This is a genomic window from Billgrantia campisalis, from assembly GCF_022341425.1.
GTDB lineage: Bacteria > Pseudomonadota > Gammaproteobacteria > Pseudomonadales > Halomonadaceae > Halomonas > Halomonas campisalis.
This window is the reverse complement of record NZ_JABFUC010000012.1, coordinates 41,810-56,293: the sequence shown is the minus strand read 5'-3', so window position 1 is coordinate 56,293 and position 14,484 is coordinate 41,810. Positions and strand designations below refer to the sequence as shown.

Annotated in this window: 12 protein-coding genes; 3 read left to right on the top strand and 9 right to left on the bottom strand. The window is 66.6% G+C overall.

Going from position 1 to position 14,484, the window contains the following annotated elements:
* Positions 1–42: 42 nt before the first annotated feature.
* Positions 43–3,168 carry an ATP-binding protein gene (locus HOP52_RS14475; RefSeq protein ID WP_238978111.1) on the bottom strand — a complete coding sequence of 1,042 codons (3,126 nt, stop codon included), beginning with the start codon at positions 3,166–3,168 and terminating at the stop codon, positions 43–45.
* A 14-nt stretch (positions 3,169–3,182) separates the two neighbouring features.
* Positions 3,183–3,461, bottom strand: a complete 279-nt coding sequence (locus HOP52_RS14470) for a nickel-binding protein (RefSeq protein WP_238978110.1) — start codon at positions 3,459–3,461, stop codon at positions 3,183–3,185.
* Positions 3,462–3,926: 465 nt separating this feature from the next.
* On the opposite strand from HOP52_RS14470, the gene HOP52_RS14465 reads away from it, so the two are divergent.
* Positions 3,927–5,375, top strand: coding sequence for a GntP family permease (locus HOP52_RS14465; protein ID WP_238978109.1), 1,449 nt, complete (start codon positions 3,927–3,929; stop codon positions 5,373–5,375).
* Between the two features lie 43 nt (positions 5,376–5,418).
* Here HOP52_RS14465 and HOP52_RS14460 read toward each other — a convergent pair whose 3' ends face one another.
* The 5 genes from HOP52_RS14460 to HOP52_RS14440 form a co-directional block, all read right to left on the bottom strand.
* Positions 5,419–7,812 carry a DNA polymerase II gene (locus HOP52_RS14460; RefSeq protein ID WP_275298217.1) on the bottom strand — a complete coding sequence of 798 codons (2,394 nt, stop codon included), beginning with the start codon at positions 7,810–7,812 and terminating at the stop codon, positions 5,419–5,421.
* A 4-nt stretch (positions 7,813–7,816) separates the two neighbouring features.
* The gene (locus HOP52_RS14455; RefSeq protein ID WP_238978107.1) at positions 7,817–8,116 is read right to left on the bottom strand and encodes a DUF1294 domain-containing protein; all 300 of its coding nucleotides are present in this window, start codon (positions 8,114–8,116) and stop codon (positions 7,817–7,819) included.
* The gene (locus HOP52_RS14450) at positions 8,116–8,886 is read right to left on the bottom strand and encodes a metallophosphoesterase (protein ID WP_238978106.1); all 771 of its coding nucleotides are present in this window, start codon (positions 8,884–8,886) and stop codon (positions 8,116–8,118) included. The genes HOP52_RS14455 and HOP52_RS14450 overlap by 1 nt, the downstream gene beginning before the upstream one ends.
* Before the next feature lie 86 nt (positions 8,887–8,972).
* On the bottom strand, positions 8,973–10,229 hold the full coding sequence (locus tag HOP52_RS14445; protein WP_238978105.1) for a type II toxin-antitoxin system HipA family toxin: 1,257 nt from the start codon (positions 10,227–10,229) through the stop codon (positions 8,973–8,975).
* On the bottom strand, positions 10,219–10,530 hold the full coding sequence (locus HOP52_RS14440) for a helix-turn-helix domain-containing protein (protein ID WP_238978104.1): 312 nt from the start codon (positions 10,528–10,530) through the stop codon (positions 10,219–10,221). The genes HOP52_RS14445 and HOP52_RS14440 overlap by 11 nt, the downstream gene beginning before the upstream one ends.
* A 539-nt stretch (positions 10,531–11,069) precedes the next feature.
* Here HOP52_RS14440 and HOP52_RS14435 point away from each other — a divergent pair.
* Positions 11,070–11,669, top strand: a complete 600-nt coding sequence (locus HOP52_RS14435) for a VOC family protein (RefSeq protein WP_238978103.1) — start codon at positions 11,070–11,072, stop codon at positions 11,667–11,669.
* 192 nt (positions 11,670–11,861) lie between these two features.
* Positions 11,862–12,911, top strand: a complete 1,050-nt coding sequence (locus tag HOP52_RS14430) for a 2,3-butanediol dehydrogenase (protein ID WP_238978102.1) — start codon at positions 11,862–11,864, stop codon at positions 12,909–12,911.
* Between the two features lie 92 nt (positions 12,912–13,003).
* Here HOP52_RS14430 and HOP52_RS14425 read toward each other — a convergent pair whose 3' ends face one another.
* Both HOP52_RS14425 and HOP52_RS14420 read right to left on the bottom strand, forming a co-directional pair.
* On the bottom strand, positions 13,004–13,726 hold the full coding sequence (locus tag HOP52_RS14425) for a lipoyl protein ligase domain-containing protein (RefSeq protein WP_238978101.1): 723 nt from the start codon (positions 13,724–13,726) through the stop codon (positions 13,004–13,006).
* 4 nt (positions 13,727–13,730) lie between these two features.
* Complete coding sequence (locus HOP52_RS14420) at positions 13,731–14,483, bottom strand: 2-oxo acid dehydrogenase subunit E2 (protein ID WP_051496504.1); 753 nt, start codon at positions 14,481–14,483, stop codon at positions 13,731–13,733.
* Between the last annotated feature and the right edge of the window lies 1 nt (position 14,484).

Here is a 14,484-nt window from a genome sequence, read left to right as displayed (position 1 = left end):
CGTTGGGATGGGCGTTGGAAGGGGTGTGGAAACGGCAAAAAATCATCGAACGGGCAGATGGCAATGGGCGGCGGCCTGCGCATCCCGGGCTGCGCGTCGGGCACGGGCGGAGGGGCAGCGGTGGTCGTCGGCATTCAGCTGTTCCAGGTGAGCCAGAGCCGTTTCTCGGTCGCCCCCGCTCAGGGCGACCCGCAGGAGCAAAGCGCGCGACACGGTCAACTCATCCGCCTGACCCACCGCCTCGGCGGCCCGCAATGCCGCCTCGGCCCGCTGCCGGGCAGCATCGGCCCGGCCCGCCTCCCAGTCATCCCAGGCCGCCAGGTTCTGCACATAGGCGATCATCCACTGGCTGTCCGCCGTGTTCAGCTGCTCCAGGGCAAGGTCCAATCCGGCCACCGCCTGGCGCTCTCCGCGTTGCAGCCTCGCCAGGGCCTCCAGCGCCCGGGCAAATGGCACCTCGGCCCCGCTGCCCTCCCCTAGCGTGTCGGCAACGACTTGCAGGGCACGGCAGCACTCCAGCGCATCGTCCGGCGCCTGCCGCTCCAGCTCGATCATGGGCAGGCGGGACAGGCAGTAACACTCCCACCAGGGGGTCCGATCGCGCTTGGCGAGTTCCAGCGCCTGCTCGATATATGCCCGTGCCTGCAGCAACTCACCGCGATGGTGGCTGACCAGGCCGAGCGCCAGGGGGAGTTCGCAGCCGGGTTCCCGTACATCGAGCTGCTCGGCAAGCTGCTGTGCCTCCTCGGCAAGCTGGGCCGCCCGATCCATGTCACGGCCCAACATGCCGAGACAGCGGGCCGTGTCGGCCACGGCCTGGACCACGGTGGCGGGTTCGGCCATGCGTCCGGCGCGTTCCGCCCGGATGGTGAGATCCAAAGCGTCACTATAGCGCCCGCGCAGATAGAGCAGTACGCCGATCAGGTAGAGCCCATCATGCACCTGGGTGCTCGTGCCGGTCGCCCGAGCCTCAGCCACGAGGGTACGCAGCCGCTGCTCCAGGTCGGGCGGCTGAAACGGCTCCATGCCCGGATGAATGTACAGTTCCAGGAATTCGAAGGCGCGCTGCAGCCGCATGTCGTCGGGCAGTGGCTCGAGATGACTCTGGCCCTGCCGTGCCAGTGCCGCGGCGTCCTCGTAGGCGTGGATCCGCAACGCATGGCGGCCCGCCACCGCACAGGCGTGGGCGGCGAGCGCGTGATCGCCTCCCTGGCTGGCGTGATAAGCCACTTCGGCGGCAGACGACTCCTCCATGAGGCGGGAGCGCGCCTGACCTGCGGCGAGCGCCGGGGGTATGAGGCGTTTTCGAGACCACAGCCTCGACTGCTCGATGCTGCGAGCCAGGCTCCGAGCGATTTGCAGGTGGATCAAGCGTCGACGTGGTTCGGAGAGAGAGAGGTAGGCCGCCCTGCGGATCAGGTCATGGGTGAACTCGTAACGCCCTCCCTCGGTCGCGCGCAGGATGGCACGGCGTTCCAGATCCTCCAGGCCGAGCAGCAGCGTCGTGCATGGCAGATGCATCACCGCCGCCAATCGATCCGGATTGAGCCGGCGCCCGAGTGCCGCGGCCCATGGCAGCAGCGCGGCTGCCTCCTCGCCAACGCCTGCCAGACGACCGGCAATCAGACCGCCCAGGGTATCGCCCAGAAGCGGCTGGCCGCCCTGATGGGCGCGCGCGATCTCCAGGGCGAACAGGGGGTTGCCCTCGGACTCGCGAAAGACGTGGTCGCCGTCCACGCCCGGTGCCACGCTGTGCGCGACGGTTGCCGTCTCCGCGGCGGAGAGCGGCGCCAACGTCAACACCCTCAGGGCATGATCGCGGCGAAGCGAATGAACCAGGCGCTGGGCCGCCGAATTGCATTCCAGTTCCCCCCCGCGGGTCGCCAAGAGGAACGCCATCGGATAGCCGGCGGTGCCACGAGCCAAATAGTGCAGCAGGGCTGCCGATGCCTCGTCGAACCACTGCAGGTCGTCCAGGATCACGACGAGGGGCAGGCCGCCCCGGACCAACGCCACCAGCCACTGGGCGACCGCGTTGAACAGGCGGTTGCGATTCCCCGGGTCTTCGGTAGCGGGCCCCAGCTCGGGCAGCAGGGCGGCGAGTTCCGGCCGTAGCGCGACGGGGATGGTAGTGGAAGGGAGCGAGCGCAGGGCGTCGATCCAGGGGGCATAGGGGCGGGTCGCATCCATTTCGAACGCCCGTCCGCTGAGCACCTGGGTGCCCCTGGCATGAAGCTGGGCGGCGATTTCCTGCAGTAGACGCGACTTGCCGATGCCCGGCTCGCCGCTGATGAGTAGCGGGGCGCCCTCCTCCAGCGCCTCCCGAACGCAAGCCAGTTCCCTGCGACGGCCAACCAGGGACGGCACTTCCGCCGATGGTGCGGGCGAAGGCAGAGGCGAAGGCGACCCCGTGGTGCGAGCAGGCGGAGTCGAGCTCAACTGCCGGTGCAACGCTTCTAGCCGTGCCGAGGGTGCTTCCCCGAGTTCGTGCTGCAGTACCCGCCGGCACTGCTCGTAACGCTCCCGTGCCTCGGCAGTCCGCCCCATGGCGTGCAGCAGCATGACCAGGTCGGCGTGGGCATCCTCCCAGAGGGGGTCGAGCAGGAGTCGATCACGGGCGTAGGGTAACGCGGCATCGGGCTGGTCTTTCAGCCGTTGCACCAGCGTCTGCAAGACCTCCTCGTGCAGCTGCAGCAGGGCTTGGCGTTCGGCAACGCACCAGGCATCGAAACGGTAGCAGTCGGGGAGGTCCACCCCCTCCAGAAAGGGGCCTCGAAGCAGTTCAGCCGCCTGGCGAAGAGACTCCGTCGAGACGTCCTGCGGTGCCGACGGGACCCACTCGCGTACGCGTGTGACATCCAGCGCCACGCGCTTTGCACAAAAGCGCACGTAATCGCCCTCGGTCACCAGGCGATGGGTGGTGTCGTCGTTGAGCAGAGGGCGGATCTTGGCCAGGCACCAGCGCAGTTCCGCGCGGGGGTCGGCGGGGCCGTTCCAGAGCAGGTCACAGAGGTGTTCACGAGAGTACGCCTGACCCGATGTCACCAGGTAGGCAAGCAGTGCGCGGGCCTTGCGGGAGCGGGGCAGGTCGAGCAAAGTGCCATCACGGAGCACCTCCAACTTGCCCAATAGCCGGATCTCCAACCGCGGCACTTCCGACGTTGTCACGCGACCAGACCCGGCTAGGAGGGCGGCGGCGCCAGCCCTTCATCGGTGGGCAGGACCATCGCCGGCCAGACCTTCTCGAAGGGGTAGCCGGCGGTGCGGTAGGCCATACGGACCGACTCCGCATCCGCTGCCTGAAAGGTACAGATCATTCGGCGCCGGTCGTTGGAGAGATAGCTGCGCAACCACTGGACACTATGGTCCTGCAAACAGGGGCCGAGACGCTCCCCCATGCGCGCCAGATCGACATCCGACATCGGTTCATCGAAGGTGCGCTCCATTACGAGATAGGGCATGAGATTCCCTCCGTCTGGAGATCGGTGACGGCAACGGAGACTCGCTATCATACCGGTGCGGTTCACTGTGATGCGGCACCAGAGCCACCCGCCTTGCTCGAATGTTTCGCCGTGTTCCCATCCTTCAGTTCTAGCAGTTCCCCCCCGACTCCGCGTTACCTGCCCGGGCAGAATGCAGTGTATCGCGCATCGCTCGGCCGGCTTGCGGGCGGTGAAGCTCTAATAACTCGAGCCCATGACGATACGCTTCTCCTCCTCGTTGGGGGGCCAGGTCAGCGCGACCGTCCGCAGCTCCTCACCCGCAGCGAGCCGGTGATTCGCACCGGGACGCCACGCCATGGTGCAGTTCACTACCGAGAGGCCTATACTGCATCGCAGCATCCACGCGAGAATAGGACCCGGAATGGCAACGAGCAAAAGGAACCGGGGACCTAACCCCACAGGACGTGACGAAGGGAACAGTTGATGATCGGTATCATGGCGATTGCCATTGCACTGCTGCTGTTGATGTATCTTGCCTACCGTGGCCTCAGCCTGTTGATTCTCGCCCCGGCCCTGGCCGCCCTGGTGGCGCTGGTCTCGGTCGATACCCCGCTGTTGGCCAGCTATACGCAGGTGTTCATGGGGGCCGCCGGCGAGTTCATCGTGCGCTACTTCCCGCTGTTCCTGCTGGGGGCGGTGTTCGGCAAGCTGATGGAAGACTCGGGCAGCGCCGAGGTGCTGGCCAGCGCCATCGTCGCACGCCTGGGCGACGCGCGCGCCATCCTGGCGGTGGTACTCGCCTGTGCGGTGATGACCTATGGCGGCGTCTCGCTGTTCGTGGTGGCCTTCGCGGTCTATCCCATCGCCGCGGCGCTGTTCCGCCAGGCCAACCTGCCCAAGCGGCTGATCCCCGGCACCATCGCCCTGGGCGCCTTCACCTTCACCATGACGGCCCTGCCGGGTACGCCGGCCATCCAGAACGCCATTCCCATGCCCTACTTCGGCACCTCGCCCTTTGCCGCACCGGGGCTCGGCATCCTCACCGGCCTGGTCATGCTGGGGCTGGGGCAGGCCTGGCTGAGCCATCGGGCGCGTCAGGCGCGAGCGGTCGGCGAAGGCTATGGCGACCACCAGGGCGAGGCACCGCCGGCCGGTCACCTGCGGGAGCACGCGGCGGGCGAAGGCTTCGATCTGGCCGAGGTCACGCCCCGTAGCGAGGCCCGCGCCCTGCCCCCCTTGCCGCTGGCGCTGCTGCCCATCGTGCTGGTCATCGCCCTGAACCTGCTGTTCACGGCGGTGGTGATCCCGGCCATGGACACGGGGTACCTCGCCGAGCCGGCCTATGGCGCCACCGGCATCGAGTCGGTACGCGGGGTCTGGTCGGTGATCGCCGCCCTGGTACTCTCCATCCTGGTGTTGATCGCACTCAACTGGCAACGCCTGCAGGACCTGACCTCATCGCTGGACAGCGGCGCCAACGCCTCGCTGCTGCCGATCTTCAATACGGCCAGCCTGGTCGGGTTCGGCTCGGTGATCGCATCGCTCGCGGCCTTCGAGGCGATCAGCCTCTGGGTGACCTCGGTAGGCGGCGACAATCCGTTGATCTCGCTGGCCATCGCGGTCAACCTGCTGGCGGGCATGACCGGCTCGGCCTCCGGCGGCATGAGCATCGCCCTGGCCACGCTGGGCGACACCTACCTCGCCATGGGACAGGCCAGCGGCATCGCCCCTGAGCTGATGCACCGGGTCACAGCCGTCGCCACCGGCGGGCTGGATGCCCTGCCCCACAACGGCGCGGTGATCACGCTGCTCTCCATCTGCGGCCTGACGCATCGCCAGGCCTATCTGGATATCGCGGTGGTCGCCGTGTTGGTCCCGATCCTCTCGCTGGTGCTGCTGATCACCCTGGGCACCCTGCTGGGGTCGTTCTAGCCTCAACGGATGTTGAAACGGCGAGGCCGGGCCGACCGGCCACTCAGAACAGCCCCAGCTGACGGTCGATCAGCGAGGCGAAGTCGTCGCCCACGAAGGGCAGGATCGCATCCGCCACCGGCTGCAACTGGCGGGTCAGGTAGTGGTCGGTGGCGATGGGTGACCGGTGCGCCTCCAACGGTTCGGGGCCGGCCACCGTCATCACGTAGCGGATCCAGCCGCCGTGCTGGTACTGGCGCGGCCGGCCCAGGCGGTCGTTCTCCGCGTCGGCGAGCCTGGCCGCGCGCACATGCGGCGGCACATTGCGGCGGTAGTCGTCCAGGCGCCGCCGCAGCCGCTTGCGATAGACCAGCCGCTCGTCGAGTTCCCCCGACCGGGCGCGGTGCAGGAAGGCCTGCACATAGTCGCGCACATAGTCTTGCCAGGGCTCGCCGAGGAAGACACGCCGGTAGAGCTCCTGCTGGAATTCCTTGGCCAGCTCCGTCCAGTCGGTGCGCACCGTCTCGAGCCCCTTGAATACCAGCCGCTCGCGGCCCTCGCCATCCAGCACCAGGCCCGCATAGCGCTTCTTGCTGCCCGCCTCGGCACCGCGGATGGTGGGCATCAAGAAGCGCCGGTAGTGGGTCTCGAACTGCAGCTCCAGGGCGCTGTCAAGGCCGTACTCAGCCGCCAGGTGCTCCCGCCACCAGGCGTTGACCCGGGCCACCAGCCGGTGGCCGATCGACACGGCCTCGCCTTCCTCGAAGGGACGGCCCAGCCAGACGAAAGTGGAGTCGGTGTCGCCGTAGATAACGGTATACCCTTCGGCTTCGATCAGCTCCCGGGTGCGGTGCATGATGGTGTGGCCACGCATCGTGATCGACGAGGCGAGGCGCGCATCGAAGAAGCGGCAGCCCTTCGAGCCCAGCACGCCGTAGAAGCTGTTCATGATGATCTTCAGCGCCTGGGAGAGCGGCGCATTGCCGGCGCGCTTGGCGGCCTCGCGCCCGGCCCACACCCGTTCGACGATGGCCGGCAAGGCGTGGCGGGTGCGCGAGAAGCGCGCACCGCGAAAGCCCGGCACCGAGGCGGCGTCCGACGGGTCGGCGAGCCCCGCCACCAGCCCCGCCGGGTCGATCAGGAAAGTGCGGATGATCGAGGGATAGAGACTCTTGAAGTCGAGCACCAGCACCGAGTCGTAGAGGCCGGGGCGGGAATCCATGACGAAGCCGCCGGGGCTCTCGGCGCCCTCCCCCTCGCCGAGGCTGGGCGCCACCAGGCCCAGCCGATGCAGGCGCGGCAAGTAGAGGTGGGTGAAGGCCGCCACCGAGCCGCCGCTGCGATCGGCGGGCAGGCCGGTCACCGTGGCCCGCTCGAGCAGGAAGACCAGCAGCTGGGTCTTCTCGAAGATCCGGGTGACCAGTTCGCAGTCCCTGAGGTTGTAGCGGGCCAACGCCGGCTTGTCCTCGGCGAACATGCGCAGGATGTCGTCCAGGCGCTGGTAGGGGTTGTCGATCGCCTTGCCCTCGCCGAGCAGCGTCCGTGCGACGTTCTCCAGGCTGAACGAGAGAAAATGCCAGGTGGCCGAGCGCAGCGCTTCGATGCCATCGATGACCAGCCGCCCGGCAGCGGAGGCGAAGAAATGGTTGGACTGGTGGCCATGGGCGCGCCACTCCAGTTCGGTGCCGCCGCGCCCGAGACGCAGCGGCACGCCGAGCCGCTGGGCGTGCTCGCGCAGCACCCGCAGGTCGAACTGCACCAGGTTCCAGCCGATAATGGCGTCGGGGTCGTGCTCGGCGAACCAGGCGTTGAGCCGCTCGAGCAACTCGGCCCGGCTCGCGCAGTAGTCGAGCGCGAAATCGAGTCCCTCCACCTCGCCCTCGCCGCGGTGTGGCCCCAGCATATAGACCTGGCGCTGCCCGCAGCCCTCCAGGGCGATGGAGTAGAGCTCGCCCTTGGCGCTGGTCTCGATATCCAGTGACACTGTACGCAGCCGCGGGCGGTAGTCAGGAGCCGGCCGCAGGCGGGCCTCTACCAGGCCGCCCTGGCCATCCGGCTTGCCCGTCACCGCCACGGGCGCGGTGATGAAGCGCTCCATCAGGTAGCGCTCCGGGGGACGGATATCGGCCTCGAGCAGCTCGACCCCGGCATCGCGCAGGCGCCGGTCGAGCCGCAGCAGCTGACGGTAATCGGCGCAGTAGAGGCCCAGCACCGGGCGGTGGTGGAAGTCGCGCAGGTCAAGCTCGCGAAACTCGACACCCGCGCCTGCTTCTGCATGCCCAGCCAGCACAGCCTCGGCCCGCGTGCGCTGCTCGACCGGCAGAAAAGCCACCGAGGGCCGGGGCGGCAGGCGCACCTCAAGCGGGCCCTCGTCGGTGGCCAGCCAGAGGCGGATCTCGGTACCCCGGGGCGTCTCCTCCCAGTGTCGGGTCAAGATAAAGCCGTATTGATGCGACAAGGGACTAGCCCAAACCCGCCAGCCGGCGCAGGCCCGCGGTGGCCTCCGCCGTGGCCAACCACGCCACCAGGCCAACGTTCACCGCCACGCAGCCCCACAGAATGGCGCCGAAGGGCTGCTTGCGGGTCTTATGCCGAAACCAGCGTCGGGCCAGCAGCGCCCCCGGCCAGCCGCCCGACAGGGCCACCAGGTGCAGGGTCGACTCGCGGATGCGCCGGCGGTCCCGCCGCGCTGCCGTCTTGTCGACGCCATACAGGATCACCGCCGCCAGGCTCGCCAGCAGATAGGCCACGATCAGCGGCATCATGGCTCTTGCAACTCGATGACCAGGTCGGGCGTGAACAGCGGCGGGTCGAACTCGTCGGGATAGCCGCCGGGATTGGCGATCACCCGGGTTCCGCCTACGTCCAGATCGACCGGCTCGTGAACATGGCCGTGGATCCACATAGCCATCCGGCCCATCAGCTGCGGCAAGTGGGAGGCGAAGGCTGGTGAGAGAGTGTCGCCGCGGTAGCCCGGCGGGATGCAGTCGGCCAGAGGCGCATGGTGGCTGATCACCACGCAAGGGCCAGGAAACGGCCGGGCCAGCTCTGTTTCCAGCCAGCTAAGCGCCTCGGCATGCAGGCGCCGGCTCTCCCCCGGTGTGAACACCTCACCTTGCGGCTGCTCGATGATCCGAAAATCGGGCATCAAGCCCAGCGCCTTGGCCTCGGTCAGCAGCGGGTCGTGTTCGGGCGCATCGGCATAGAGGGCGAAGTCGGTCCACAGCGTCGTGCCAAGGAAGCGTACGCCGCCCAGGGTCAGCGAGCGATTGTCCAGCAGATGAATACCGAGCCGGGCGGCCTCGGCTTCCAACTCCCGCCGCAGGACCGGCATGCAGGTCCCGTAGAACTCATGGTTGCCGGGCACATACACAACCGGCGTGCCGGCAAACCGCTCCGCTGCCCACTCAAGCCCCAGGGTGCCGGCATGGATGTCGCCCGCCAGAATCACCACGTCGGCCGCCACCTCTGGCAGTTCGCGGCCCAGTTCGAAATGCTCCAGATGCAGGTCCGAAAGAATTCTCAGGCGCATGGCCAACTCGAAGGGTGAAGTGAATGCCCATGGTATGACGGCTCATGCCCCGAGCCCAGCTTTCAGGATCGACGCGGTAGCCGGCATCATACAATTCGCCATTCCGGTGCGAGGCAGCGCCAGTGCTCTTTAAGAGTCGCCTTATGTGCTTCAGCCATGGGCATTTCCACCAGTTGCCCAGGCCACTGGGTCCGAGCACGTTCTACGGTATCGTTAAGTACCGTGCGGATGGCGGGCCAGGCCACGCCCACTTTCTCGGCCCAGCGATGAAAGTCCTCTTCCCCTAAGCGGTACCAGTCCTTTTTCCCGTTGAGGTTGAGCGCCAGCCGGTGATCGCCTACGAGGTAAGCGAGCGTTGTGACGATGTCATAGGCAGGCGCCAGTCGCGGGGTCCTCTGATCCGGATAGATAAGGCTCCAGTTCTTAAGGTGTGCATCGCCGTTAGCCAGCAGGATATCCACCAAGAGGCGACGCGCGAAGGCCTGAACATTGGCCAGGCCATCGTCTGTGAATTCGCGTAGCAGGCGTCCCAGCTGCTCGTAGTTGGGGCCAGCGTACTTTTCGTGGGGATAGCGAAACAGTACCTGCGCCATGTCCTCGGCGTGGATACGTCGCTCGGCTTGGCGATCGAACCGACGAATGGCGTAGGCAACCTGTTCATCCGGCAGGTTGATGGCCGGCAGGCCTTCGAGGGCACTCAGCGGAATCAGGCGAATCTCTGGGACCTCCACACCCGCGCTCTGGGCCAACCACATCGCCGTGGCTTCGTTTTCAGGCACCTGTGGGTGGCGTGTCGAGGGCGTCTTGACGATCCAGTCGCCGAGCGCATCGGCATGACCGAAGTGAAAACGCCCATCGCGTTCGCGCATGGAGAATTTCATCTGCACGCCGGCAAGAGAAAAACCACCGCCCACCTCGGCTACCCGGCGTACCGATGTGACACTGCGTCGATGGCTCAACACCCAGTCCGGCATGTCGTCGGGCGGTACCGGAGTGACTTGCAAGGCGCCAGGCAGGTCATGCCCAAGGCTCGCCAGCAGGGGGAATTCATTGTCCGGGTGCACCTTGAGCCGCTGGGCAAGCCAGTCACGCAGCGCCCCTTCCGGGAGCAGGTTCGAGAACCAAGGATGCAAGCGCTGCTGGCGAACCCAAGGCTTTTGCATCAACGCATCGGCCCTTGGGAAATCGGGACGCAGAGTCACGGACAGCGTAGGGCGCGAGGTGTCGAGCCGCCACGCCTCGTCAAAGACCAAGACATTGCGGCCGCTCCGGTAGCCGGCCAGATAGCCCACCCGGCGGCCATGTAATTCAAGGCGCAGCATCTCGACCGTGTCACTCGCCATCGCGCTCCTTCCCTTCGCCCTCATCATCCCCCAGAAGCCCCTGCCAGGGATCGGCATTGAGGCCAATGCTCTCATCCTCTCCCCTCAGCAGCGCCTGAACGGCATGCCATTTCTCCACAGGGATCAGCATCAGCTTGGCGTTGAGTCCATCCGCGGCCAGTTCGAGAGTATCCAGACGCGGATTGCCGCCACGTTCCAGCCGCTGGTACTGCTGGCGTACCATACCGGTGCGGCTAGCCACATCCTGCTGGGTGAAAGACAGCGCCTTACGGCGTTGGCGGTATTGATCGCGGAGATCCATGAGCACCTAATGTGTTGCTTAATTGCACCACCTGCATCTTATAAGATGCATAATAGGATGTTATCAGTCCCTGCGCCAGCGCTACACGGAAACCCTAGTCCGTCAACGTGCTTTCAGTCTGGCACTGGGCTACGCGGAGTGCGGTGAACGGCGGCCTGCGATGCCTCCTCGGCAAGCTGGGCCGCCCGATCCATGTCGCGACCCAACATGCCGAAGCAGCGTGCGGCGTATCGCTCATCGCTCGACCGACTTGCGGGCGGTGATCACGCGGCTCTCCATCCGCGGCCTGACGCACCGCCAGGCCTATCTGGATATCGCGGCGGTCGCCGTGGTGGCTTGTAACGTGACAACCGTTACATCGCTGTATCGCCCTTGACACCTGTCAACCTCCACTTGACCAAGGTAGCCCATTAAAAAACATGGACTTACCGAGGTCTTTCACATGCTCCACCGCTGGCATGGTCATTGCTCCTTCGTTCCGGTGGCATCCGTCACCGACAACTGTCACTGACAACAATGCACAACAATGGAGATATGCCATGTTCGCTACCCTCAAGCGCGCTCCCCTGGCGGCCCCCCTCTCCCTGGCCCTGCTGATGGCCAGCCAGGCGGCCCAGGCAGAGATCCCCGGCATGCGAGGCACCCAGCACTTCGGCTTTACCGTTCCCGACCGCCAAGCGGCAGTGGATTTCTTCGTCGACGTCATCGGCTGCGAGGCCTTCTTCACCATCGGGCCCTTCGGCCCCTTCGATGACGACTGGATGGACGTGAATCTCGATGTCCACGCAGAAGCCACTATTCCGGCCGCCCACCTGGTGCGCTGTGGCAATGGCACCAACCTGGAGATCTTCGAGTACACCGCCCCCGATCAACGCACCGAGCAGCCACGCAACAGCGACATCGGCGGTCACCATATCGCCTTCTACGTCGACGACATGGATGAAGCCGTCGCCTACCTGAAGGAAAACGACGTGGAGGTACTGGGCGACCCCAAGACGTTCACCGAGGGCCCCATGGAGGGCCTGACCTGGGTCTATTTCATGGCGCCCTGGGGCATGCAGCTGGAACTGGTCAGCTCACCCTACGGCATGGGCTACGAGGCCGAAACCAGCAGTCGCCTCTGGGACCCACGGTTCTGAGTCTCTCCACCTGCGGCGGCATCCCAGGATGCTGCCTCTGATCCGCCCAATTAAAGGATGCCGACATCACCAGGCGCATACCGAAGGCACGCGCAGGCGGGATAGCCGGTCACTGCAGCGCAGAACGGCTCGCGGCATGCGCCTGGCTTAATCGGCACAGTGACATGACGAGGTGACCAGATGACAAACACCATGAAAGCTGCGGTCTGGTACAAGGCCAGGGATCTTCGCGTGGAAGCGGTCGATATCCCGGTCCTCGAAGACCCGCACCAGGTCAAGGTAAGGGTCGCCGCATGCGGTATCTGCGGCAGCGACCTGCACGAATACAGTGCCGGCCCCATCTTCATTCCGGTCGAGGAACCGCACCCCCTCAGCCAACAGCGCGCGCCCATCATCATGGGCCACGAGTTCGCCGGCGAGGTCGTCGAGGTGGGCGAGAGCGTTACCCGGGTCAAGCCCGGGGACCGGGTGGCCATCGAGCCCATCCTCTCGCCCCACAAGGATGGGCAATACCTCATGGAGCGCTACAACCTGACACCCCTGCTGGGCTTCCACGGGCTCTCGGGGGGCGGAGGCGGCTTTGCGGAATACACCGTGGTCGGTGAGCACATGGTCCATCCTCTGCCCGACTCCCTCTCCTATGAACAGGGAGCCCTGGTCGAGCCCGCTGCCGTGGGCTTGCACGCGGTGCGCCAGAGCTCTCTGAAGGCGGGCGATAACGCCGTGGTCTTCGGCGCCGGCCCGATCGGGCTGGTGATCATCGAAGCCCTCAAGGCCGCCGGCGCGTCAAAGATCGTGGCCGTGGAACCCTCGGCCGCCCGCCGGAACAAGGCCGCCGACCTGGGCGCCTGGGTAGTGGCCCCCCGGGAGCAGGACGCAGTGGAGCGGGTGCACGCCCTGACCCAGGGCGGCGCCGACGTTGCCTTCGAGGTCACCGGCATTCCCGCCGTGCTGAACCAGGCCATCAACGCGACCCACGCTGGCGGAGAGACGGTGATCGTCAGCATCTGGGAAACGGAAGCGGCCTTCCAGCCCAACGACCTGGTCATCAAGGAGCGCACCATGAAGGGCATCATTGCCTACCGGCATATCTACCCTGCCGTGATCGCCCTCATGGAGCAGGGGTACTTTCGCGCCGAGGACCTGATCACCGCGCGTATCGCCCTGAATGACGTCGTCGACCAGGGCTTCGAGGCCCTGCTCAACGACAAATCGCACATCAAGATCATGGTTGAACCTTGAGGCAACGGCATCGCCGCTCGAAAACCAGCCACAACGGGGCCCATCCGGGCCCCGTTCCGACATGACTGGACGGTTGATGAATCAGAAACAGCTCAGCCAGCCTCGCCCAGGCGTGCCAGCAGCCCGGGCAGTGCTGCCTCAAGATCAAGGTCGGGCAGCACCTGGCACAGCGCCACATGGCTGGCCGGCGAGAAGCGTTGGGGGTCGCCGATGGCGCTCTGGAACGCGTTCACCACCTCCACCAGCGCCTCGGGTGTCTCCCCCACCTGCATGGCGCCATGGATCAGCATCGCCATATCGCGACTGCCCCGCACCCGCCGCCAGCGCTGGGCGGTACCCACCAGCTTGCGCTCGCCGATGCGCACATTGAAGCGCCCATCGCAGTAGGCCCCCGGGGCAGCGCCCAGGTTGGCCTCGGCCACCCCCAGGTCGCTTAGCCAGGCGCACCAGGGGTCGCCGAGCCGACGATAGCCCCACTCCAGGTGCGCGGCGGAGCTGCCGACCTGGCAGCGCTGCGCCAGGACCACATTGATCACCGCCGAGGATTGGGGCACCGGGGTGCCGCCGGTGGAACGGAACTGAATCGGCCAGCCCCTCTCGCGCAGCACCCGACGCGCCTCGGGAAAGCCCGCCAAGCGCTCGTGGCGACGCGGCATCACCAGGGCACGGTCGTGGGGCGACCAGGCCAGCAGGGCGAACTCGGTCTCACCCTGGCAGATCGCCTCCAACAACGCCTCCTCCTGGACCAGCCCTTCCGCCACGCTGGGACGCTGCAACCGGGGCTGGATGTCATCTATCGGCGGGGCTGCCGACATGGCGTCACTCCTGGAAGGGCAATTCATGGTCGAAGGCATCGCTGGCCAGCCCCTCGATGCGCTCGCAGAGGGCATCGAGGAAGGCCGCCGCCGGCGCCCCATTGACGGCGCGATGATCGAAGGTCAGCGACAGGCCGATCACCTCCACGGCACGCCAGCCGTCCGAGTCTGCCACGACCCGGGGCTCCACACCACCGATGCCGAGGATCGCCACCTGGGGCAGGTTGAGCAGCGGCGTGAAGTGGTGCACCCGGGAGCGCCCCAGGTTCGACACCGTAAAGGTCGCCCCGGTCAGCGCCTTGACCCCAAGCTTGCCGTCGCGTGCCTGCTCGGTGAGCGCCCGGCGCGCCCCGGGCAGCTCACCGAGGCTCAGGGACTGGGCATCGAACAGCGCCGGGGCCACCAGCAGGTCATCGGGCAGCGGAATCGCCAGTCCCAGATGCACCGCGGCATGCCGGGTAATGCAGTTCTCCTCCAGGGTGGCATTGAGTGCCGGAAAATCGGCCAGGGTCTGCACCACCAGGCGCAGCAGCAGGTCCTGCACCGAAGGGGCGGCCCGGCCGTGCGCCTTGCAGCGCTCCCGCAGTGCCTGCAGGGCATCGAGGCGAGCACTGGCATGATGGGTCAACTGGGCCGACTGCTGCAGGCTCTGCAGCATCTTCGAGGCGATCATGCCACGCATGCCGCGCAGCTTGATCGAGGCCGTGGCACCATCCGCCCCCGAGGGGGCGGCGGTCTCCCGGGTGTCGAGTCTCATG

Coding starts and splice junctions, on each gene's coding strand:
- HOP52_RS14420 (WP_051496504.1), bottom strand. CDS start 14,483: ATGAGACTCGACACCCGGGAGACCGCCGCCCCCTCGGGGGCGGATGGT.
- HOP52_RS14445 (WP_238978105.1), bottom strand. CDS start 10,229: ATGGCGAGTGACACGGTCGAGATGCTGCGCCTTGAATTACATGGCCGC.
- HOP52_RS14435 (WP_238978103.1), top strand. CDS start 11,070: ATGTTCGCTACCCTCAAGCGCGCTCCCCTGGCGGCCCCCCTCTCCCTG.
- HOP52_RS14465 (WP_238978109.1), top strand. CDS start 3,927: ATGATCGGTATCATGGCGATTGCCATTGCACTGCTGCTGTTGATGTAT.
- HOP52_RS14430 (WP_238978102.1), top strand. CDS start 11,862: ATGAAAGCTGCGGTCTGGTACAAGGCCAGGGATCTTCGCGTGGAAGCG.
- HOP52_RS14440 (WP_238978104.1), bottom strand. CDS start 10,530: ATGGATCTCCGCGATCAATACCGCCAACGCCGTAAGGCGCTGTCTTTC.
- HOP52_RS14455 (WP_238978107.1), bottom strand. CDS start 8,116: ATGCCGCTGATCGTGGCCTATCTGCTGGCGAGCCTGGCGGCGGTGATC.
- HOP52_RS14425 (WP_238978101.1), bottom strand. CDS start 13,726: ATGTCGGCAGCCCCGCCGATAGATGACATCCAGCCCCGGTTGCAGCGT.
- HOP52_RS14450 (WP_238978106.1), bottom strand. CDS start 8,886: ATGCGCCTGAGAATTCTTTCGGACCTGCATCTGGAGCATTTCGAACTG.
- HOP52_RS14470 (WP_238978110.1), bottom strand. CDS start 3,461: ATGCCCTATCTCGTAATGGAGCGCACCTTCGATGAACCGATGTCGGAT.